At 37.1% G+C, this 23,340-nt stretch carries 21 protein-coding genes; all 21 read left to right on the top strand.

Annotated features, from left to right (window positions below; all coding sequences use genetic code 11):
* Positions 1-4 precede the first annotated feature (4 nt).
* The 21 genes from ACKU4N_RS15020 to ACKU4N_RS14920 all read left to right on the top strand — a co-directional run bounded on the left by ACKU4N_RS15020 (position 5) and on the right by ACKU4N_RS14920 (position 23,300).
* Positions 5-1,465 (top strand): MOP flippase family protein, encoded by a 1,461-nt coding sequence (locus tag ACKU4N_RS15020; protein ID WP_321317674.1) that lies wholly within the window; start codon positions 5-7, stop codon positions 1,463-1,465.
* Complete coding sequence (locus tag ACKU4N_RS15015; RefSeq protein ID WP_321317672.1) at positions 1,444-2,613, top strand: DegT/DnrJ/EryC1/StrS family aminotransferase; 1,170 nt, start codon at positions 1,444-1,446, stop codon at positions 2,611-2,613. Before ACKU4N_RS15020 ends, ACKU4N_RS15015 begins: the two co-directional genes overlap by 22 nt.
* A gap of 4 nt (positions 2,614-2,617) precedes the next feature.
* Positions 2,618-3,865: an ATP-grasp domain-containing protein gene (locus ACKU4N_RS15010; RefSeq protein ID WP_321317670.1), complete on the top strand. Its 1,248-nt coding sequence runs from the start codon at positions 2,618-2,620 to the stop codon at positions 3,863-3,865.
* A gap of 1 nt (position 3,866) precedes the next feature.
* Complete coding sequence (locus ACKU4N_RS15005; protein WP_321317668.1) at positions 3,867-4,817, top strand: aspartate aminotransferase family protein; 951 nt, start codon at positions 3,867-3,869, stop codon at positions 4,815-4,817.
* Positions 4,818-4,843: 26 nt separating this feature from the next.
* The gene (locus ACKU4N_RS15000; protein ID WP_321317667.1) at positions 4,844-5,806 is read left to right on the top strand and encodes a glycosyltransferase; all 963 of its coding nucleotides are present in this window, start codon (positions 4,844-4,846) and stop codon (positions 5,804-5,806) included.
* Between the two features lie 97 nt (positions 5,807-5,903).
* Complete coding sequence (locus ACKU4N_RS14995; RefSeq protein WP_321317665.1) at positions 5,904-6,602, top strand: WbqC family protein; 699 nt, start codon at positions 5,904-5,906, stop codon at positions 6,600-6,602.
* A 66-nt stretch (positions 6,603-6,668) separates the two neighbouring features.
* A complete protein-coding gene (locus ACKU4N_RS14990) occupies positions 6,669-7,895 on the top strand; it encodes an ATP-grasp domain-containing protein (protein WP_321317663.1) in 1,227 nt (408 codons plus the stop codon).
* Positions 7,896-8,124: 229 nt separating this feature from the next.
* Positions 8,125-9,384: an O-antigen ligase family protein gene (locus ACKU4N_RS14985; RefSeq protein WP_321317661.1), complete on the top strand. Its 1,260-nt coding sequence runs from the start codon at positions 8,125-8,127 to the stop codon at positions 9,382-9,384.
* Between the two features lie 3 nt (positions 9,385-9,387).
* Positions 9,388-10,461 (top strand): GNAT family N-acetyltransferase, encoded by a 1,074-nt coding sequence (locus ACKU4N_RS14980; protein WP_321317659.1) that lies wholly within the window; start codon positions 9,388-9,390, stop codon positions 10,459-10,461.
* Between the two features lie 148 nt (positions 10,462-10,609).
* A complete protein-coding gene (locus ACKU4N_RS14975) occupies positions 10,610-11,692 on the top strand; it encodes a GNAT family N-acetyltransferase (RefSeq protein WP_321317657.1) in 1,083 nt (360 codons plus the stop codon).
* Entirely contained in the window at positions 11,679-12,614 is a 936-nt protein-coding gene (locus tag ACKU4N_RS14970; protein ID WP_321317655.1) for a polysaccharide deacetylase family protein, read from the top strand. The genes ACKU4N_RS14975 and ACKU4N_RS14970 overlap by 14 nt, the downstream gene beginning before the upstream one ends.
* Before the next feature lie 45 nt (positions 12,615-12,659).
* Positions 12,660-13,742 (top strand): glycosyltransferase family 4 protein, encoded by a 1,083-nt coding sequence (locus ACKU4N_RS14965; protein ID WP_321317653.1) that lies wholly within the window; start codon positions 12,660-12,662, stop codon positions 13,740-13,742.
* Complete coding sequence (locus ACKU4N_RS14960; protein ID WP_321317651.1) at positions 13,699-15,018, top strand: phenylacetate--CoA ligase family protein; 1,320 nt, start codon at positions 13,699-13,701, stop codon at positions 15,016-15,018. The genes ACKU4N_RS14965 and ACKU4N_RS14960 overlap by 44 nt, the downstream gene beginning before the upstream one ends.
* Before the next feature lie 16 nt (positions 15,019-15,034).
* Positions 15,035-16,306: a phenylacetate--CoA ligase family protein gene (locus tag ACKU4N_RS14955; protein ID WP_321317649.1), complete on the top strand. Its 1,272-nt coding sequence runs from the start codon at positions 15,035-15,037 to the stop codon at positions 16,304-16,306.
* Entirely contained in the window at positions 16,303-17,403 is a 1,101-nt protein-coding gene (locus ACKU4N_RS14950; protein WP_321317647.1) for a hypothetical protein, read from the top strand. Before ACKU4N_RS14955 ends, ACKU4N_RS14950 begins: the two co-directional genes overlap by 4 nt.
* Positions 17,404-17,436: 33 nt before the next feature.
* The gene (locus ACKU4N_RS14945; protein ID WP_321317645.1) at positions 17,437-17,724 is read left to right on the top strand and encodes a hypothetical protein; all 288 of its coding nucleotides are present in this window, start codon (positions 17,437-17,439) and stop codon (positions 17,722-17,724) included.
* A 30-nt stretch (positions 17,725-17,754) separates the two neighbouring features.
* Positions 17,755-18,834: a polysaccharide deacetylase family protein gene (locus ACKU4N_RS14940; protein ID WP_321317643.1), complete on the top strand. Its 1,080-nt coding sequence runs from the start codon at positions 17,755-17,757 to the stop codon at positions 18,832-18,834.
* 79 nt (positions 18,835-18,913) lie between these two features.
* Positions 18,914-20,116 (top strand): hypothetical protein, encoded by a 1,203-nt coding sequence (locus ACKU4N_RS14935; protein ID WP_321317641.1) that lies wholly within the window; start codon positions 18,914-18,916, stop codon positions 20,114-20,116.
* A gap of 49 nt (positions 20,117-20,165) precedes the next feature.
* Positions 20,166-20,912: a WecB/TagA/CpsF family glycosyltransferase gene (locus tag ACKU4N_RS14930; protein WP_321317639.1), complete on the top strand. Its 747-nt coding sequence runs from the start codon at positions 20,166-20,168 to the stop codon at positions 20,910-20,912.
* A 143-nt stretch (positions 20,913-21,055) separates the two neighbouring features.
* Positions 21,056-22,459: a sugar transferase gene (locus ACKU4N_RS14925; RefSeq protein WP_321317637.1), complete on the top strand. Its 1,404-nt coding sequence runs from the start codon at positions 21,056-21,058 to the stop codon at positions 22,457-22,459.
* A gap of 46 nt (positions 22,460-22,505) precedes the next feature.
* A complete protein-coding gene (locus ACKU4N_RS14920; RefSeq protein WP_321317636.1) occupies positions 22,506-23,300 on the top strand; it encodes a polysaccharide biosynthesis/export family protein in 795 nt (264 codons plus the stop codon).
* Positions 23,301-23,340: the final 40 nt, after the last annotated feature.

Here is a 23,340-nt window from a genome sequence, read left to right as displayed (position 1 = left end):
ATAAATGTCCGAATTAAAGAGTCAAACCATAAAAGGCGTATTCTGGAGTTTTCTCGAAAAATTTGGAAGTCAGTTAATTTTGCTGATTTCTCAGATCATTCTTGCCAGATTACTGGAGCCGGAAGATTTTGGTTTGATTGGGATGCTGGCCATTTTTATTGGCGTTTCCCAGGCCTTTATCGATAGTGGATTTGATAATGCACTCATACAGAAAAAGGATGTGAATCAGACCGATTATTCAACGGTTTTTTATTTTAACATCGCAATAGGTTTTGTTCTCTACTTCCTGTTATTTGCTGCCGCTCCTTATATTGCCGACTTTTTTCATCAGCCTTTGCTGATAGATTTAACGAGGGTTGTTTGTCTTGTTTTGGCAGTAAACTCTTTTGGCTTAATTCATTTGGTGAAGTTTAAAATTGAAATGAATTTTAAGTCCATTGCTCAGGTGGTGGTAATTGCCAACTTTTTATCGGCTTTTGTAGGAATAGGAATGGCTTTACTCAATTTTGGTGTTTGGGCGCTTGCTGGTCAAATTATTGGAATCTATTTTTTTAGAACGGTATTGTTTTGGGTAAAAAGTACGTGGCGGCCTTCATTTATTTTTTCCATTCAATCATTTAATCAGCTGTTTCGTTTTGGTTCTAAACTGCTGCTGTCCGGCATTATCAGTCAAACTTTCGAGAACATTTACTTAATGGTTATCGGACGAATGTTTTCGGCATCAGCTCTCGGGTTTTATTCACAAGCAAAAAAGTTGCAGCAAGTTCCGGTTACTACATTGGCACAGGTGGTGGGAAATGTAACTTTCCCGGCTTTTTCAAAAATTCAGGACGATAACGAAAAGTTGAAACAAGGATTTCGAAAGCTGATTAAACTTTTGGTGTTTATTAATTTTCCTCTGATGCTGGGGTTGGCTGTGATAGCCAAACCATTATTGGTATTGGTTTTAGGAGTAAAATGGCTGCCGTCAGTACCTTACTTTCAGTTGTTGTGTATTGCCGGAATGATCTATACCCTGCACACTTCTAACTTGAATATTTTAAAGGTGAAAGGCCGGTCGGATTTATTCCTGATCCTCGAAGTCGTTAAAAAATTGATTGTGATAATTGCTATTGTTATCGGATTGAATTGGGGAATAATGGGCTTGGTGATCGGCCAGATCTGTACCTCTTTTATCAGCTTTTTCATCAATGCTTTTTTTACAGGAAAATTGATTGCCTATACCATACCAAATCAACTTAAAGACATTAGTCAAACCTTTTTAATAAGTCTTTTAATGGTTGCTTTTATGATGACAGGTTGGTTGATCGATAATGAAATTATTTCTCTCTCTTACCAGATACTTATTGGTATCGGATCTTATTTACTATTGGCCACGGCAACAAAACAAGAAGCTTTGACCGATGGATTACTGATTTTAAAAGAAGTAATACCCCTAAGAAGATGGAAAAACATAAAATATTAGTTACCCGGCCTCAATTGCCGCCATTAAAGGAATTTATCCCTTTGTTAGAGGATATTTGGGACAGCAGGTGGCTTACAAATAATGGCAAATACCATCAGGAATTTGAAAAACAATTGGCTGTTTTTCTTGGAGTTCCCTATGTATCCTTATTTTCCAATGGAACGCTGGCCTTAATGGCGGCGCTGCAATGTCTGAAAATAAAAGGGGAAGTAATTACTACGCCATTCAGTTTTGTTGCCACAACCCACTCTTTATGGTGGAATGGAATAAAACCTGTTTTTGTTGATATTGAAGCTGATTACTGCAATTTGGATGCTAAATTAATTGAGGCGGCAATTACACCGGAGACCACGGCTATATTGCCAGTTCACGTGTACGGAAATCCATGTGATGTTGATGAGATTCAGAATTTAGCCGACCGGTATGGCTTACGGGTAATTTATGATGCAGCTCATGCTTTTGGAGTGAAATACAAAGGATCCAGTGTTCTGAATTACGGCGATTTATCCATACTCAGTTTCCATGCAACAAAAGTTTTCAATACGATCGAAGGGGGAGCCATCATCTGTCATGATTTGAAGACAAAAAGGCGGATTGATTATTTGAAAAATTTTGGGATTGCTGATGAAACAACAGTTGTTGCGCCGGGTATTAATGCTAAAATGAACGAATTGCAGGCGGCTTACGGAATTTTACAATTGAAATATTTCGACTCGGCCATTGACGGCAGGCAGCACATTACAGAAAAATACCGCGAAGGTTTGAAAGATATAGAAGGGGTTCGCTACCTCGAAAATCCGGTGGATGTTGAGTACAACTATTCCTATTTTCCCGTTTTTATCGATGAATCGGAGTTTGGAAGATCGAGAGATGATGTATATGAAGAACTGAAAAAGCACAACATCTACGGGCGAAGATATTTTTACCCTTTAATCAGTGAATTCTCAGCTTACCGGGGATTGCCGTCAGCAAAAGGTTTGGATATTGCTTACGAGATATCACGACAGGTAATTTGTCTTCCCTTGTATCCTGATTTACCCGATGAAGTGATTGATACTGTTGTGTCTGTTCTTAAAGGAATGGCACGGGTTGAGAGAAGAGAAATTCCAGTCGAAATATTCAATCAAATTAAAAGAAAAATAGATTAGATCTATGAATAAAAAAAGAATCTTACTGCTTGGGGGATCTTATTTTCAGGTGCCGTCTGTTCTTGCTGCAAAGAAGTTGGGTTATCATGTAATTACCTGTGATTTTGTTCCCGAAAATCCGGGGCATCAATATGCTGATGAGTATTACAATATTAGCACTACCGACAAAGAATTAGTGCTCGAATTGGCTGGAAAATTGAAGATTGATGGAATCGTAGCCTACGCTTCGGATCCTGCGGCACCTACTGCAGCATATGTATCCGAAAAAATGAAGCTGCCGGGAAATTCATATCAATCGGTGAAAATTTTGGCTGAGAAAGATTTGTTTAGGAATTTTCTTCAAAAGAACGGGTTTAACCTGCCAAAATCAAAAGGATTTGAAAGCCTGGCAGATGCCTTGCTTGAAGTAGATGATTTTTCCTTTCCGCTTATGGTAAAGCCAGTTGATTCATCGGGAAGCAAAGGAGTGGGGAAAATTCATTCAGCGGGTGAGCTGGTAAGCGCTTTTGAATATGCGATGAGTTTTTCCAGAACCAAAAGGATTGTGATGGAGGAGTTTCTTGTAAAGAAAGGGCCGCAGATTCATGGTGATGCATTTGTGTGCGGCGGGAAAATATGTTTTTGTTATTTGGGCGATCATCATTTCGATGAAAAAGTAAATCCATTTGTTCCCTACTCAACAACCTTACCTTCGATCCATTCAGCAGCTATTTTGAGCAGAATAGAATCGGAACTGCAACGCTTGTTTGATCTTCTTGAGATTAAGCAGGGAGCTTTTAATATTGAAGTGAGAATTGATGAGGATGACCGAATTTTTTTAATGGAAATCGGTCCTCGCAACGGAGGAAATTTAGTTCCTCAGTTAGAGCAATATGCCAGTGGATTTAATATGGTTAATGCTACTGTTGAAGCGGCCATGGGAAAGACAATTACTGTTGATCACATACACAAAGAAGGCTTTTTTGCTTACTATGTTTTGCACAGCGACCGCGATGGCATTTTAAAGGAAATTAATATATCTCCGGATTTAGCTGAAAACATTCTGGAGAAACATATTTTTAAAAATATTGGTGATTCTGTGATATCTTTTCAAGGATCGAATGCAACCATTGGCGTTCTCTTACTGCAATTTTCATCGAGGGATGAGATGTATGAAAAGATAGACAACAGCGAAAAATACATTCAGATTGAACTCGAATCGGAAGGAATAATTTTTGTGAATAATGTGAACACAAATCGCTTAGCTATTTAAGATGAAAGCAATTGGCGGCTATTTTGAGTTGGAAGTGGTTGGCGGACCGGGATATTACCCGGATCTGCTGCACTTGAATACCGGCAGAAATTGTCTCGAATATTTGCTTCGGGTGGGTAATTTCAAAAAAATATACCTGCCAAAGTTTTCCTGTAAAGTGCTTTTGGAACCCATAAAAAAGTTGAATGTAGAAGCGGAGTTTTATTCAATCGATCAAAATCTGAATCCTGTTTTAGATTTTTCACCAAAGAAGGATGAGGTGATGCTTTACATCAACTACTTCGGAATTAAAGATGCTGTGCTTGAAGCTTTGAGTCATCAGATTGGGAACCTGATTGTTGACAATTCGCAGGCGTTCTTTTCTGATAAAGTATTGGCCTTTGGAACATTTTATTCGGCCCGTAAGTTTTTTGGTGTTCCTGACGGCGCTTATTTGTCGTGCAATTTGGTTTTGGAGGAAGAGTTAAAAATGGATTATTCGTGGGATCGAATGTCGCATTTACTAAAGCGTTTGGAATTAGGTGCTGAAAGCGGCTATTCCGATTTTCAGAAGAATAGTTTAAAGCTGTCGGGGCAGCCAATTTTGCAGATGTCGGAGCTAAGCAAGTCTCTTTTGAGCCATATTGATTATTCCAAAGTAAAACAAATCAGAGAAGAAAACTTTCGGTATCTGCGTCAGCAACTGTCCGGTGTCAATCAATTCGATTTCTCCGATTTGCTTGTGAATGGTCCAATGGTTTATCCTTTGTATGTGGAAAATGAAAATGTGAGAAAGGAATTACTTCAAAATAAAATATTTGTAGCCAGCTATTGGCCGAATGTTCTGGAGGAATGTGCAGCAGATAGTTTGGATTACAAACTGGCAAAATACATACTTCCTCTTCCAGTCGATCAGAGATACAACAGGGAAGATATGGAGCGGATTTGTAATGTATTACTGGCTGTGTTGTAAAAAAACATTCAATAAATTCATAAAATATGACGACCCCTTTTGTTAGTATAAAAACGATTACCTACAATCATGAAAAATTTATTGCGCAGTGCATTGAAGGAATCATGATGCAGAAAACCAATTTCCCGTTTGAATACATTATTGGTGAGGATTGCAGTACAGACGGAACGATGAAAATTGTTCAGGAATATGCGGCTAAATACCCTGATGTAATTCGCATCATCACGGATGAAAAAAATGTGGGTGCTGCAGCAAATGATCATCGGACAGACCTTGCCTGCAAAGGGAAATATGTTGCTTTTTGTGAAGGCGATGATTTTTGGACCGATCCGTATAAATTGCAAAAGCAGGTTGATTTTTTAGAAGCGGATCCAGATTATGGAATGGTACACAGCAATTTTTCATGTGTTAAAGATGGAAAAACAATCAAGAGTCTTCGGGGTGAGGAAATGTTGCCGGTTGGTAATATTTTAGATGATGTATTAAAAGGAAATCATATAGCAACAGCAACGGTATGCATGAGAAATGATTTGCTTCAACGAATCAATATCGGGAAGAAAATTGTTGATGAAAAATGGAAAATGGGTGATTATCCTTTATGGATTGAGACGGCAGCCGCAACGAAAGTTCATTACATGAAAGACGATACCATTACTTATCGGATTCACGACGATTCGGTGACCCATAAATTAGATTGGAATGGAGATTATCGATTTTTTAAAGACAGATACATTATTAAAAAATATTACATCGAGAAATTCAACCGCAGGCATTTACTGCCTTTTATATCAAATATTTATCATAGAGAACTTTTGAAATATGCTATTTTCTTAAAGAAAGAGGATTTAAGGGAGGAGTGCAGTACCTATTTTAAAGAAAAAGCCAAAAGGAATGAATATTTATATCGAATACTTTCAAAATACAAAATGTTCGATCCTATTTTTTGTTTTTTGTATACATCAAGGAAAAAACTTAAGATTATTGCTTAGGCATAAATAATAAATTTTTCACATGGATTGCCAATCAGTAACATACATTTCAACTGACAAGAAAAGTCCAAAGAATATAGGGCAAATTGGGACGGATATGCTTGCGATAATGCAGCCCTATGTATTTCCTTATATTGGATATTTTCAATTAATTCAGGCGGCCAGTGAAATTGTTTTTTACGATGATGTGAACTACATAAAGCAAGGCTGGGTGAACAGAAATCGAATTTTATTGAATGATTCAGATTTTTTATTCACGATACCTGTGGCTAAAGGCAGCCAAAACAAGAAAATTAATGAGGTGAAACCCATTCCGGATGAGAAATGCAAAAGGAAATTTTTTCTGCAAATGAAATATGCCTATTCAAAAGCTCCATTTTATAAGGAGGTGATGGAGTTGATAAAAAAAGTTTGTAAGAAGGAGTACAATAATATTGGAGATATGGGAATTGATTCAATTTTAAGTGTTTATGATTATTTAGGCAAAACAATTAAATGGAGTAAGTCATCAATTAGCTCTCCTTTAAATGCGGATAAAGAAAAGGCAGATAGATTAATTGATATCACAAGACAGTTTGGTTACAAGGCTTATGTGAATGTTATTGGGGGGCGGGAATTATATCAAAAGGAATATTTTAATAACAAAGGAATTGATTTGTACTTTATTAAAACTGGAAAAGTTGAATACGCTCAGACAGGAAAAAAGTTCATCCCCAATCTATCGATAATAGATATTTTAATGTTTAATGATAAGGAGACTGTATTGCGGTTTTTGAAGAGTTATGTATTGATATAGTCTTTAAAATTGTGAAATGGAAGTCTAGATTAGCTTTGCTGTAACTGGTAAGTGTTTTGATTCGATATGGTTAAAAATAAGGGTGATATGTGTTTGCAAGGGAAGAAATTGCTAATACTTGGAGGTACATCTTTTCAGATTCCAGGTATTTTGTATGCAAAAATGGCTGGTTATTATGTGATTACTTGTGACCATACACCTGAGAATCCAGGGCATCAATATGCTGATGAATATATTAATTTGAGAACAACAGATTTAAAGGGTGTATTGAATGTATCAAGAAAATTGGCGATTGACGGGGTTTTGGCTTTTGCCTCAGATTCTGCAGCACCTACGGCGGCTTATGTAGCGGAAAAAATGGGGCTTCCCGGAAACCCGTATAAATCGGTGAAAATTCTTTCTGAAAAAGATTTGTACCGTAATTTTTTGTTAATGAATCAGTTTAAGACACCAAAATACGGTGGTTATAATACGCTGGAAGATTTTTCAAATTATTCAACAGAGTTTACTTATCCGGTTCTTGTTAAACCAGTTGGTTCTTCTGGAAGTAAAGGCATTTCAATGGTGAATGATTTATGGGAAATGGGAAACGCAATTGATTATGCGATGAATTTTTCCAGAAGTAAGCGTTTTATTGTTGAGGAGTATATTGAGAAAAAATACCCTCAGCTCGATGGAGATATTTTTGTTTACAATGGTAAGATTGCAGCATACTATCCGGGAGATCAAAAGAATGATATCGAGGTAAACCAATTTGCACCTTCAAGTATCAATTATCCTTCTTTATTGCCTGAGAAATTACATGAAAAAATAAAACTAGAACTGCAAAGACTGATTCATTTGCTGAAAATCAAATTAGGAGGGTTTAAAACCGAGGTAATTATTGATGGAAACGACCAGGTTTATTTGATGGAGATTGGTGCTTATAATGGAGGGAATTGGATTTCGGAAATTATAAAATGTGCACGTAATGTTGACATGGTTAAAATGAGTGTGGATGCCAGCATGGGTGCAGAACCAGAGATTCAAAGCCAAAAGGAGATGGATAAGTACTACACCATTTATGTGATTCATTCCAGTAAGGATGGAAAATTCCGATCTGTAAAATTGCATGATTCGATAAAGGATTATGTGTTGGAAATTAAAATGATGGTTGAAGAAGGGGAAGATGTTTTTCGCTTTTGCGGCTCAAATTGTGCGCTAGGAATAGGCTTACTTGAATTTCCAAATCCAGATACAAGGGATCAGATAATGAATAAAATAGGAGAGCTAATTGCAGTTGAACTGGAATAGGAAGAATAAAGCCATTGGCAGTTGCTTTGAGTAGATGCTCTATTCCGCACAAAAGTCTTTTGAATCAATGGTGCAGCAGAATTAAGTGCCAACTATTTTCTAAAAGAGAAGCTTTTAAGTGAAATTTTACAGAGTAGTATTGTGCAGAGTTGGGCTTACGCATTGATCAGACTTATGGCTTACTTGTTGAAGATCGAATTTATAATGTTTTAAACTCGCTGATGTAAATATGAAGTACGTTGAAACAGCATTTTGGATGCTGGCTTTTTTTGTGGCTCTTTTCTTAAAGAGTTATACAATTGGCGGCCAGGAAATGGCTTACATCTGGAAGTTACCATTACTTATTTTTCTATTTGTTGGCGTTTTGGGACAGAAAGTCCATTTCAATTTTTTGATTCTCGGTTATCTTTTTGCAATTAAGAATCTGGTGAATACTTCTTTTTTCGATTATCCGGTTGATTCCATCATCAATTTCTCTAAATACTTAACCATACCATTGGTGGCTCATTGGATTTATTTGAATATCAACAGTGTTGAAAGCCTGAAGAAATTACGGATGCTGCCGGTTTATCTGGCTGGCTTTCTAATTATTTCAAATATTCCTTACTATTTGGGTGTTTTTTCGGCTCCGGTCAGTAAAACCATGCTTTGGATGGAGGATACCTCTTTGGATGGTTTGGTTGGAATATTGGGAGCCCCGCATTATACATCGGCTTTATTATCGATAGCCTGTATTGTTATACTTGAGTTTATTGTTAATAAAAGAGGTGATATGCTCATGAATTTTGTGTTGGGACCACTTTTGCTTTTAGGATTATTTTTTCTTTTTAAGACCTATACGCGAACCGGTTGGCTCATGTTTGTGGTAGGAGTCAGCATTCTTTTTGTACGAAAAATTACTTTTAAAGAAGCGGGTAAAATATTGGCTCTTAGTGTTCTTTTATTTGCGGGTCTTATTGTTTTGTATCAAACCAACGAAGGCTTTCGCCGCAGAGTGATGGACGACAGGGCAGGGCAGGAAGATAAATCGGCTTATGAAACTGTAGGTTCCGGGCGGTTGCAAATTGCTCAGGTATATTTGGAAAATTTGTACGAAAGTAATTTTGTGACCTATTTAGTTGGAATGGGAATGCAGGAATCGCAAAACAGATATGAGAAAAAGGATGGAATGCCTCTTTTTGCACACAATGGTTTTGTTCAGACTATAGTTGACAATGGAATACTCGGTTTTCTACTTTACCTGGTGTTCCTTTATTCAATTTTCAGCGAAATTTCCAAATCGAACAGTAGTCACAACCAATTGACTGTAGCAATCTTTTTTATGTTTATTTCCTGTTTGGTAACGCAGCAGGCAAATTACTTTTTATTGGATCTGTTTCTTTCTCTGTTCATCGGAATTTCATTGATCGAAGATAGAATTAACCGTTACATTGAAATAAAACACCGGCTTTCATCAGCAGATTTGAAGACACACTCAACTACAATTTAAAATATGTATCATTTTCGTTTTATCACTTTAAATGATCTGAAGGAGATTGATTACTTCGGGAATTTTCCAAGCAATCAGTTCAACTGGATTTACAATTGGTTTTCTGTTTTCGAAAAGGTTGAAAACAATGTGCTTGGATATAACAAAAAAGCCTACGTCGTTGCTGCTTATAAAGAGGAGAAACTTACTGCTGTAGTTCCTCTTGTGAAATTGTACAGAACCTATTTTAAAGTGGTTAACATTGAATTTTTAGAGTTTATGGGACAGCAATGGTCCAGTCTCGGGAATGATATTTTGAAGTTTGATGATTTGGAAGAATGTTTTTCGAACGAATTAATTTCGTGGATAAAAGCCAATATTAAATTTCACTTTTTATTTTTAAAATACTTGCCCGAATCATCAGTTTTGGCCAACAAATATCGATTGTTTCATTACGCTGGAGCGCCTTTTGTGCAAGTCGGTAAATACGATAGTTATGAGGCGTTTTCGGTCAGGGTATATACAAGAAAGTTTCGCGAAGATTTGAGCAGAACCTTGCGGAAAATTAAAAAAGATGGTTTTGAGTATAAGCTAAGTTTTGAGAGAATTGATGATGAGAGTTTGGCTGAAATCAGACGGATTGCGAAATCGAAAGAAGTGGACGGGAAAAACTTTTTGTATGAAGATGCTGAAAAAGAACGGTTTCATTTAAAAATATATGAAAGTTTTCCTTCGCAGGTAGTATTCGTGAAATTTAATCAGCAAGCGGTAGCTTACGGAACAAGTATCGATTGGAATGGCGAAAGAATAGGAATTGATGCTGCCTTTGATCGGGATTATAGAAAATATGGTGCAGGAATTCATTGTATAGATGCGCTGATACAGCATAGTTTTAGTGAAAAAAAGCAAAAAATCTCTTTTGGCATGGGATTGGATACCTACAAATTTCAATTTACAGATCAGATTGATCGCTATTTTATGTGTTACGATTATAAACTTCGACTAAAATCTTTGCTTGCATTGCCTTATTTTTTGTATCGCTTAAAAAAAGAAGATCAAATGGTGACGGAGAAACTTTTGTTGGCTGAAGGTAAATAATCAGTTAGCCAAAGTTAGTGATGAATGTAAATTTAAGATGATCTTGTTACAAAGAACCAAGGCGGTTACAGAAATAAAAGTATTTGAATCTGTATTTTTTTTCCAAAAACATATCGTAAAAAACCGGTCAGTTTTAATTCTTTAAAGCATGTACAACTTTCAATTTATTTCACTTAAAGAACTGGAGGAAATTGATTATCACGGCGATTTTTTAAGTTGTGATTCCAACTGGATTTCCAATTGGTTCTCAATTTTTAAAGACGTTGAAAACAATGTATTGGGTTACAAAAAACGACCTTACATTATTTCTGCGTATTGCAATGGGAAACTGGCAGCAATTGTTCCTCTTGTAAAGTTGCAGCGGATTTACTGCAAATGTCTAAAGCTTACATTTGTTGAGTTTTTGGATCAGCAGTGGTGCAGCATGGGAAATGACGTGATCTCTTTAAAACCTTTGGGACTTGATTTTGCCGGTGAACTAAAACATTGGATAAAAAAGAACATTAACTATCATTTTATTTTTCTTAAATACCTGCCAAAATCATCCGTTTTAAACGGGAAGTATAAGTTATACCATTATGCAGGTGAACCTGTTATTCCGATGGTGGAATATTCAGGATATCAGAATTTTTTGATGGAGGCCTATGCGAAGCGGTTTAGGAAGCAATTGGATAGAACTCTTCGGAAAATAGATAGGGATGGATTCAAATTTGAATTGTCTGCAGAAAAGATCAATGAATCAAATTTCAAGGAAATTAGAAGACTGGCAAAATCGAAAATTGTTGATGGGAAAGGCTTTGTATATGGTGATTCCAACAAAGAAAAATTCTTCCTTAAAATGTATAAAAATTATTCATCTGAGGTTTTGTTTGTGAAATTTAATAAGATCGCTGTGGCCTACGTTATCAATATCGACAAAAATGGAAAACGATTGGCAATTGATTGTGCTTTCGATAGGGATTATAAAACCTATGGGGCCGGCATCCATTGTATGAATTGCAACATTCAAAACAGTTTTAAGAAAGAGCAGGAAAAATTCTCATTTGGAATTGGTTTAGATGCTTATAAGTTTCAATTTACAAAGCAGGCAGAGCCATCTTACATGTGTTTTGATTTTAAATATCGGTTGAAATCTCTTTTGGCCTTGCCATATTTAATGTATCGGGTAAAAAAGACTGATCATGCGGTGGTTAACCAACTAAAAAAAGTTCATTGTCATGCAGAGGATTAAAAAAGTGATAGGCGATTTTTTGGGTTTTGTGGTGATTTTTTTCTACAAAGGAGTTGCATTGCAAAAGTTTGACAAACATGTTTTGTCTATCTATTTTCACAACCCGTCTCCTTTTTTATTTCAAGGAATAATTCTGTTTTTAAGAGCGAATAATTTCCATTTTATCAGCGGGAAGGAATTGTATGATCTTGCACTTGGCAGAGAGGAGTTGAAGGAAAGGAAAGCCTTTGTTTCGTTTGATGATGCATGGAAAGGGAACTTAAAATTGATTCCAATAATTGAGAAATATCAAATTCCAATTTCAATTTTCACACCTGTTAAACCGGTTGTCTCGGGGAATTATTGGTGGGAATACGTTCCCTATCTAAAAAGTAAGTATCCCGAAATAAGGGGGGCAGAGGATTTAAAAAAGATGAGAAACAGTCAGCGGATGGAATATGTTCGAAATGCTGTCGCAGAACGTGTATTAAAGAGATCGGCTGTAAATCTGAAAGAACTGGAATACTTGCACAGGCATCCGCTGGTTACCATCGGATCGCATAGCTATCACCATCCAATTGGTATTCAATGTACCAATGAGGAACTGGCATTTGAGTATTCCGAATCGAAAAAGATTTTAGAGAGCTGGTTGAATACGGAAATTAATTCGTTCGCATATCCAAACGGCGATTACGATGAAAGGGATTTTGAATTCTTAAAAAAGAATGGCTATAAAATGGCTTTTACTACGAATCCGAATCTTAATCGGGAAAATAATGGAATGTATGAACTTCCCAGAGTTTCTATCAATACAAAAGGAGGGAAATACGAGAACATTGCACGCATGTTGGGTTTGTGGCATCAGTACATTCAACCTTTGCAGTTGAAATTAAAATCAGAAAACAGGAAAGTCAGCGTTCAAATCATAGATCAGTATTCTTGAAAATGAAACTGTTTTTCACCTTATAAACTTCATATTACATTTCTAATGAAAGAAGTATTATTTATTGCTCCTGGGAATACAAAAAGTAAAGGTGGAATCGGCTTGTGTGTAAATAATTATTCGAAACACATCAAACCATTTAAGCTGATTGTTACGCATCGATTCAACTCAAAAGTGTTGAATAGTATTTGGTTCCCTGTTTGTGTAATTGAATTGATATTTCGCCTTTTAAAAGATTCAGAGATTAAAATTATTCATATTCACGGAGCATCGAAAGGTAGTTTTTACCGCAAATACATTCTGTTCTCGATAGTTCACAGGCTGTTTAACAAGAAACTGATCTATCATATCCACGGAGGTGGGTTTCGCGATTTTTATTTGGAATCACCGGTATTTATACAAAAGAGAATTCGTTATGTGATTCAGTCTGCCGATGTTGTTTTTTGCCTGACTGAAAAGTGGAAGCATTTCTTTTCCAGCGCTTTTCATCCGAAGCGTGTGGTGATTTTAAACAACATGATTATTCCTCCGGCCGAACCCAATAAAATAGTGTTGAATGGCAAACTTCAGTTTCTCTTTTTGGGCTTAATTGGTGACAATAAGGGAATATTTGATTTATTAAAAACCATTTCGAAAAACAGAACCAATTTTGAGGGGAGACTAAGCTTAAAGATTGCCGGTAATGGAGAAGTGGCCCGGCTAAAAAAATATATTTCGAGATGGAAATTAGAGAATCTGGTACAATTTGAGGGTTGGGTAGATGCAGAGAAAAAAGATCAGTTGATGCGCTCATCGCACATTTTTATTTTGCCTTCCTATAAGGAAGGATTGCCCTTATCTATTTTGGAAGCAATGAGTTATTCACTGCCAATAATATCAAGTAATGCGGGAGGAATCCCTGATTTAATTTACAAATACAAGAATGGCATTTTAGTTGATGCCGGAAATGAGGAAGCGATAAAAAAAGCCATTTTAAAACTACTAAACAACCATAATTTGATACAGATTTACTCTGAAAGGTCGGCAAAAGGGAGTGTTGACTTCTATCCTCAAAGCGTTTTAAAAACTCTATTTTCAATTTATCATGAACTACAGAGCAGTAAGGGATTACTTATTGAGCAAAATTAAGTTTGGTTACCGGTTTTCAAAAGAATTACAGCGGATAGCCGACTTATACTCAATTAGCGAATCTCAATTATTAGAACTGAAAAATCAGGAATTTGTAAAGCAATATCAAAATGCATTTACCAATTCTAAATTTTATAATAAGCTTTATCAGGAGCACGGATTGAACTTAAATTCAATCCAGTCAACTGATGATGCAAAATTGATTCCTATCATCACAAAAGAAGACATACGCCATAGGGTTGATGAATTGCTAACCTGTAATAAATTGTTTGTTTATACCGCTTATACCAGCGGAACAACCGGATCGCCGTTAAAGCTGTACCGCGATTATCAATCAGTTTGTAAAGAGTATTCTTACGGATACTATTTTCAAATGTCGCACGGTTATCAATTGGGCGATAAGGTGATTTCGATTAAGGGTGATTTAGATCAGAGAGAAATATCAAGATACGATCGCTCATTAAATACCCTTCATTTGTCGAGCTATAATCTGAATGAAAAAAATATTAAGAAGTATTACCGGTTAATTAAAGATTTCAGTCCCAAGGTAGTAAAGGCATATCCATCCTCTCTGCAGATTCTTTCGGTAGAATTGTACAAAGCAGGACTCGATTTGCAAATTCCACTGGCATTTACGTCTTCCGAAGTGCTGCACGATTTTCAGCGAAGCATTATTGAAAAGGTTCTGCAAACGAAGATTTTTGATTGGTATGGGAATTCCGAACAGACCATCTCTTTAGGTCAGGTAAAGAAGGATTTGTATCAGGATATTCCTTTGTATGCTCATATTGAGGCGAAGGAAAAGTGCATCATTACTACGGGTTTTATTAATAAGTCTTTTCCGTTGATTCGTTACAAAATTGATGATGTGATAAAACTGAAGTGCGGTAGCAGCTGCATTCATTGTTGTACCAGCCGTATTTTAGGACGGGATAATCAGTACATAGAACTTAAAAACGGGCAGCAAATCGGCCTTTTGGATCATGCTTTTAATTTTAGCAACGTAAAGAACATTCTGGGAGCACAAATAGTTCAGAATGCAGCAGGCGAAATAGATTTGAATATCATTCCGGATTACAATTTTACCGAGGGCAATAAATCAGAACTAATTAAGAATTTAACTCAACTTTTGGGTGCTGATTGCAAGATTCATTACAAAGAAATCGGCGAAGACCAAATTATTCGAACAGCATCAGGGAAGTACAACCTGATGGTTTCAAAACTTGATTCTCAGCAGAAAAATCAGGTGATAAGAGAAATTATGCAGGAGACTTAAACCATAAACTTTGAATATGACATATCGATTAATCAAAGATTTGATTGCCTATAAAATTAAGTTCGGAAGTGGTTTCGAAAGAGAACTCAGAAAAATTATTGATTTGAGTAATTGTTCGAAGCAGGAGTTATTGGAATTAAAAGAGCAGGAGTTTGTAAAACAATTTAAAAATGCTTTCGAAAACTCAAAATTTTATAAAACGCTGTATCAGTCTCATGGTTTAACCATCAATTCGGTTAAAAGTTTATCTGATGTCAATAAATTGCCTGTTATCGATAAATCGATCGTTAAAAAGAATACTTCGGATATTTTAACCAAATCAAAATTTACTGTTTTTAAAGCCTATTCGAGTGGCACAACCGGAACACCTCTTCAGGTATACCGGGATTTTTCATCTACAATAAAAGAATATGCTTACGGACATTTTTTTCAGCAAAAGCACGGGTATCATTTAGGCGATCCTGTTGTTTCCCTTCGAGGTGTACTGGATCGGAATACAGTTTCTTATTTCGATAAAAGCAATAATGTTTTGTACATCTCCAGTTTTCATTTGGGGGCGGATGAGATTGGCAGGATTCATAAAATGATTACGGATTTTCAGCCTAAAGTAATAAAGGCATATCCAAGCTCAATGCACATATTGGCCACAGAATTGTACAAAGCGAATTTGGAATTAAGCATTCCGCTTGCATTTACTTCATCGGAGGTATTGCACGATTTCCAAAGAGAAATTGTAGAGAAAGTTTTCCATACCAAAATATTTGATTGGTATGGAAATGCAGAACAAACAGTTGCTTTTGGGCAGTTTAATGATTCTTATTATCATGAGTTTCCATTGTATTCTCATACCGAATTTGCCGACAATCATTTAATAACAACCGGATTTATCAACAGGGCATTTCCTTTAATTCGTTATAAGGTAGATGATATAATTCAATTGGCACCCACAAGTAACGGAACCTGTGTGGTTCAAAAAATAGAAGGTCGTGATGATGATTATGTGATTTTAAAAGATGGTCAGCGAATTGGACGATTGGATTTGGCTTTCAAGAAAATAAATCAGCTTCTGGCGGCTCAAATTATTCAAAATACCGTGGGAGAAATAACCGTAAATCTAGTCCCTGATAAAGGGTTTACAAAATTAGATTGCACAAAACTGGAACAAAACTTAAGAGCTTTATTGGGGGCTGATTGCAGAATCAGGTTTGAAAAAATTGAAACGCAGGGATTGATCAGAAGCCACAGAGGGAAGTTTAATTTAGTTGTATCTCAAATTGAAAAAAAATGAGCCTGATTCAGAAGCAGATTGTGATTGTTGGCGCGGGACCACAAGCTTTATTTTTATTGCGGGAATATAGTCGGATAGGATATTTGGTTACTGTACTGGGGCGCAAAAACGAAATTGCCATGTATTCCCGTTACGGCATAAAATTAATTGTTGATACAGAAGAAGATTTGATTGGCAAATTGACTGATTTAGCCTCGAAAAATCAGATGCAGGATTGTATTGTTGCGAGTGGTTTTTACCTGTCTTTTCTGATGAAGAATTTTCCCGGGTTTTTCACTCTGTTTAATGTTGTACCTAAGGATAAAGAGGCTTTATCTATTTTTTTAAACAAACTGCATACCTACCAATTGGCTGAGGAGATTAATTGCAAATACCCAAAATCAATTCTTCTGAGTCAATTGAATCATGATACCGATTACAGGCGTTTTAAATTTCCGCAAATAGTAAAGTGGAATCAGGATATCTATTTGTATGAAAAACCAGCCTTCAAAACCTGTTTGGTGCACAATATAAAAGAGGTAAAGAATCTTTATCAAACTCTTGGCGAACGCGAAAAACAATCGCTGGTTATGCAGCAGTTTTTGGGAGCAGATTTGCAAAATAATTACTCCTATGGAGCTTATTTCGATCAAGGAAATTTAGTGGCAGGCATTTGTGTGAATGAAGTCCGGCATTATCGTTCGGGAGTCTCTTCGGTTGTGGAAGAATATTGTGGCGGATTTGCCGAAATTATAGAAGAAAAATCCATTCAATTAATTGGCAAAACATTATTTACCGGTTTTTTAGATGTTGAATTTAAAATTTTTAATGGCGAGCCTTATCTTTTGGAGGTGAACCCCCGGCCGTTTGGTTTTATCCGGATCATGAAACTGAAATATCCTGATTTGATCCCCTATATTTTAGGAGAGTGCGTTAGTAATCAAAAGAATTCCAAACAGGTTCAATGGATGAATGTTCTGCGCGACATGGTTTTAATTGCTAAAAACCCGGGAAAGATAATGCACATGTTCTCAGTCCTGTTCAACTTCAGCAGCAGAACTTTTGATGTGTGGGATATCGGTGATTTGAAACCGTTTTTCCGACAGGTGAAACGCTGAAAGAAGACCAACAAAGAAAATATTCAATCAGATATGCAAGGGAAATCGCAAAAGCAATGCGAAGAAATGCAAGAGCAACGTGAAGAAATGTATGGGAAAGTAGAAGAAATGCATGGGAACGTCGAAGAAATGCCTGATCAACGCGAAGAAATGCATGGGAACGTGGAAGAAATGCAAAAGCAACATGAAGAAACGCATGGAAACATAGAAGAAATGGATGGGAACATGGAAGAAACGCAAGAGCAACCTGAAGAAATACAAAAGCAACCCGAAGCAATGCAAGAGCAATGTATCAATGTACAAAGTCTGCATCTGAAATAAATACCAAACCAGTTAAACCATCAAAATCTCATGATCTCTCTTTGCCTAACACTCGACTACGAACTTTTTGGTTCTGGTCGGGGCGATGTTTTCAAGCACATTATTCAGCCAACCAATAGAATGTTGGGTATTTGCGAACAGCACAAGATTAAACTGACTATATTTTTTGAGGTGGTAGAATACTGGAAGCTGAAGGAAGCTTACGGGAGTGGCATTACAATGGGATATTCGTCGAATCCTGCAACTGCCATGAAAGAGCAAATACAGAGAGCTTATCAATTGGGGCACGATGTACAATTGCACCTGCATCCGCAATGGATTGATGCAAAATATGAAAAAGGGGAATGGCTGCTGAATTTGGATTACTGGAGGTTGCCTGAGGTGCCCGATCAGCCGGACGAAACCATTAGCATGGGATTGCCGGAACTAATCCGAAAGGGAAAAGAGACTTTGGAGTCCATTCTGCAACCGATAAATTCTGAATACAAGTGCAACATACTTCGGGCTGGAGGGTACAATATCGATCCATCTGACCGATTGCTGAAAGTTCTTAAGCAGCATTCTTTTATTGCAGACAGCTCGGTTTATTATGGGGGAAAAGCGGAAGGCAATTTGTCGAGATACGATTATTCAAATATTTCAGAAACCAAAGCTTATTGGTATGCATCCAATAATTCTTTGATGAGTTCAAACGGAATTAGCAGTGGATTTTTGGAACTGCCAATTTTTGCTCAAAAGCGAAGACGAATCCTAAAATACGATGCAGTACGCATAAAATCTGCAATGCAGAATAAAGCCAATTCCTTGGAGAAATTTAAAAACAACAGCGCAAAGAAATCAAAATGGGAGACGGTTCAGTTTTTGCTTCAGGAAGAGGCCTTAACCTGGGATTTTTGTTTGTTCTCGAAAGGGAAAATGAGAAACTTTTTAAAAGCGGCAATCAGGCTTCAGAAACATTCAGCAATACTGTTTCATCCCTTTATTTTGGTTGGTCATCCAAAAGATTTTTATTACCCGGATGCCTTACTTTATTTAATACACCAAGCCGGAAAAAGTGAAATAACATTCTTGACTTTGACCGAATTGGTTGCGAAAATAAAACAGCAGTAAGTAAAAACACCTCAAAATTCCCTTAAGAGGACTTTTCTCACGGAACAAGTTTTCTCAGCACATCTATAATTCAGAATATATGTACAAAGCAAGTTTCCAGAAACTTAGAAGCTATATTGAAAGTCAGGAATACAAAGGCTGGGACCCATACGATGGCCTGAATTCCAAACTTTTTCAGTCCATTCCTTTTGCGCAAAACAGCAGGTTAATGCGATTGATTTGGATTCAGGCATTTAAAAAAAGTCCGGTAAATTTCCGGGGTCTTACCAGAGTTGAGAAGGCTTACAATCCAAAAGGTCTTGGTTTATTTCTTAGTGGATATTGTAAGCTCTATCAATTTGATCGAACACAGGAAGTAAGATCCCGGATTCATTTTCTGAGCGAAAAATTATTGGAAATGCAATCGAAAGGATGGTGGGGCCCCTGTTGGGGATACAATTTTGATTGGCAGGCAAGAGCCTTTTATCAACCCAAAGGCACACCATCGGTAGTGGTAACTACCTATGTGGGATGCGCATTGCTGGATGCTTACGAAATATTGGGAGATGAAAAGTTGTTGGAGACCGCCATACAAATCAAAGATTTTATCCTGAAAGATTTGAATCGAACCTACGACGGAAACGGGGATTTCTGTTTTTCCTATTCTCCATTGGATCAAACTCAGGTTTTTAATGCTTCTCTTTTAGGAAGCCGGATGCTGTCGAGAATCTATCATTATACACAAGAGAAGGAAGTTTTGAATTGTGCAAAGCAATCGGTAAGGTATTGTATCAAGAACCAAAACTCCGATGGATCCTGGTCGTACGGTACTTTGGCTTATCATCGGTGGATCGATAATTTTCATACCGGATTTAATCTCGAGGCCTTATCCGATTATCGCAGATATACAAAGGATTCTTCTTTCGATCAGCAAATTCAGTTGGGATTGGATTACTATTTAGCCAATTTTTTTGCCGAAGACGGAACGCCAAAATATTACAGCAATTCAGTTTATCCGATTGATATACATTGTCCGGCTCAACTACCCATTACACTATGCAGCTTAAATGTGTTGGAAGAGAATCAGGAATTGGTTGATCGGGTTTTACAATGGACCATCAACAATCTTCAGGATCAATCAGGTTATTTCTATTTCCAGTCAGGGAAACGCCGAAAAAACAAGATTCCTTACATCAGATGGGCACAAGCCTGGATGTTTTTGTCCTTATCGAATTATTTAGTTGAAACCATAAAAATACCGGAATATGAAACGAGCCATGAGAAAAGGCTCACAAACACATGAATGACTGTTTGGCGAGTTCCATATGGCAAAAACTTAAAATTATACTCATATGAAAAAGAGAATTACAATAATGAATTCGCCGGTTGATGTGTTGACGATGAAGGAAACTCTTCACCTGATCGATGATTCGATCCGGGAGAAAAAGCCAATTCAACACATTGTGGTAAATGCGGCCAAACTGGTGCACATGCAAACCGATACCGAGTTATACAAATCGGTAGTAGCCAGCGATATTATTAATGCGGACGGAATGGCTGTTGTTTGGGCAGCTGGATTATTAGGAGAACCTTTGCCGGAAAGAGTTTCGGGCGTTGATTTAATGCAGGAGCTGGTTGTTTTGGCTGCCGAAAAACAATACAAAATCTTTTTTTTCGGCGGCAAAGAAGAGGTGGTTGCCGAAGTGGTTCGAAAGTACACATCTGTTTTTGGAGAAGAAATAATTGCCGGTTTCCGAAATGGGTATTTTAACAAAGCTCAGGAAGCAGATATTGCAGCACAAATTGCAGCATCGAATGCAGATATTTTATTTGTAGCCATAAGTTCTCCAACCAAGGAGATTTTTCTAAATACTTATAAAGATCAGTTAAAAGTGCCTTTTATTATGGGCGTTGGCGGTTCGTTTGATGTAGTAGCCGGAAAAGTAAAAAGAGCACCTCTTTGGATGCAAAACTCAGGTTTGGAATGGTTTTACCGCTTTTTGCAGGAGCCCCGCCGAATGTGGAAAAGATACTTAACAACCAATTCTCTGTTTCTCTACTACATATTTAAAGAACGAATTCAAAAATTTTTCAGATAAACCTACACTTCATTTTTACAGAAGCAAGTGTGCATCTCTATTGTAAAAAATACTCAACTCAGAATACAGACAGCTGTTGACCAACCATCAACTTGAAAAGCTGGCTGTGGTCTTTTAAAATTTCACTTTAAAACCTTAAAACCATGATTAAAGGAAGAGAACAAACCCTTGCACGTTTGAGTACTCTCATGCAAGTAGGTTTATCAGTTGCTTGTTATTGGGTGGTGGCATGGGCAGTTACTACCTATTTAAGACCGGTAAATATTGATATTCACGATAACAATACAATTTACCTGCTGATTATCGCCATTTGGTACACGCTGATAAAGGAGCTGAATCTGGGTAAAATGCTTCGGGTAAAAACCTACTCCGAATTGTTTGCCGAATATTTTGCCATGGTTGTAATAAGTTCAGGATTGCTGCATTTAGGAAGTTTATTCCTCACTGATTCCGTACCAACATTAATTCTGGCTTTGTTTGCCTGTTTAAATCTTGTAGTGCTTTTTGGCTTTCGGATGTTAAGTTACCGGATATTTAAATTGCTGAGAGGGAAAGGCTTTAATACCAGAAATGTTTTAATTGTTGCAGATGATGAATCGTATCTGCACTTTATCGACCGAATGCTTTTTATTCGCGATTGGGGATACAATGTTTGGGCGATTATGTCGGATGGAAAACACATCAAAAATAAATACGAGTCGCACGTTCGGGTTTTGCACGAGCATTTTCAGCTAAGCGAGATTATCGATGCCAATGTGGTTGATGAGGTAATTTACTGCAAAGGAAAGTTTGATAATGAAGAAGTCCGGGCTTTGATTTATGCCTGTTCCGAGGTTGGAGTTACGTTTCGTGTTTATTCCGAATTGTTAAGTGTTGTTAGTCAGCGATCTCATCTTACTTATTTTAAAGAACTTCCTTTTTTGACGTTCGCCAATAATACGAAAAATTACTTTGCCCTTAAGGTGAAGGAAATGCTCGATTTCCTGTTTTCATTTGTTATTGTGGTATTGATTTCTCCTGTCTTGTTAGCCATATCTGTGGCAATAAAAATTGAAGACGGAGGTTCCGTTTTTTTCCGTCAAAGGCGGGTAGGCCTGAATGGACGTATTTTTCATTGTCTGAAATTCAGAACAATGGTGGAAAATGCTGAAGCCTTGCGGGTGAAACTTGAAAATCAGAATGAACAGTCAGGGCCGGTTTTCAAAATTAAGAATGATCCCAGGGTAACCCGTGTTGGTAGATTTCTTCGAAAAACATCTTTGGATGAGCTGCCTCAGTTCTTTAATGTTCTCAGAGGCGAAATGTCGATTGTTGGTCCACGGCCGCCAATTCCTTCCGAAGTTCAGCAGTATCAACGCTGGCAGCGCCGGCGATTAAGCATGAAACCAGGAATAACATGTATCTGGCAAGTGTCTGGCCGCAACAATATTCCTTTCGAGGAATGGATGAAACTGGATATGCTTTACATCGATACCTGGTCGTTAAAACTGGATTTAATACTATTTCTCAGCACCATTAAAGTTGTGTTCACTGGTGAAGGGCAATAGTTAATCTCAATATATTTAAACTAGAATCAACAAAAAAACCAAGACCATGAATAAAAAATATTTATTTCTGATGAGCCTCATTTTAGTAATGAGTATCATTTCCTGTCGATCAAAAAAAGATTTGGTTTACCTGCAGGACACCGGTGCTGAGATATTGGCAGGCGAATTTACAACAAATGTTCCCGAGTATCGGATCAAAACAAACGACAATCTTTTTGTGAGTATTAAATCCTTAAATCCTGAGGTGAATCAATTGTATAATCCCGCCCAAAGCGTTGGCGGAATAGGAGGCTCTCAGCAATTATACAGCCAGCAATCCGATCAGTATTTAAATGGTTATCAGGTAGATTCAAATGGAAATATCTCCTTGCCTATTCTGGGTTCGGTCGGAATTGCAGGACTTACTCAGGCCGAGGCTCAAGCCAAGGTTCAGGAGAGGGCCGACGAATACTTAAAGGATGCCAGTGTTAAAGTAAAACTCTTAAATTACAAAGTAAGTGTAATGGGGGAAGTCACGAAACCAGGTGTTTACTACAATTACAATAGCAGCCTAACTGTGCTGGAAGCCATTAGTATGGCCAATGGAATAACTGAATATGCAAAAATTGACCGCGTTTTGGTGATGCGAACCTCTGAGAAACAAAGCGAAACGTTTCGCTTGGATTTAACAAAGAAAGATTTTCTAAAATCGAAGGCATTTTTTCTACAGCCTAATGATGTTGTGTATGTGGAGCCTCACAGAATTAAAAATACGAATATGAATTCGGCCGTTTACAGTCTTTTACTGTCAACAGTATCAACAGCTGTATTGATTACCAGTTTAATAATAACCAACAACTAAGCCGTTTCGCTTGGTGTTTATTCTAACACAAAATTTATTT

The sequence above is a fragment of the Labilibaculum sp. genome, from assembly GCF_963664555.1.
In the GTDB taxonomy this organism is placed as follows: domain Bacteria; phylum Bacteroidota; class Bacteroidia; order Bacteroidales; family Marinifilaceae; genus Labilibaculum.
Note: the sequence above shows the minus strand (reverse complement) of the source record. Positions and strands in the feature narration are given on the sequence as shown.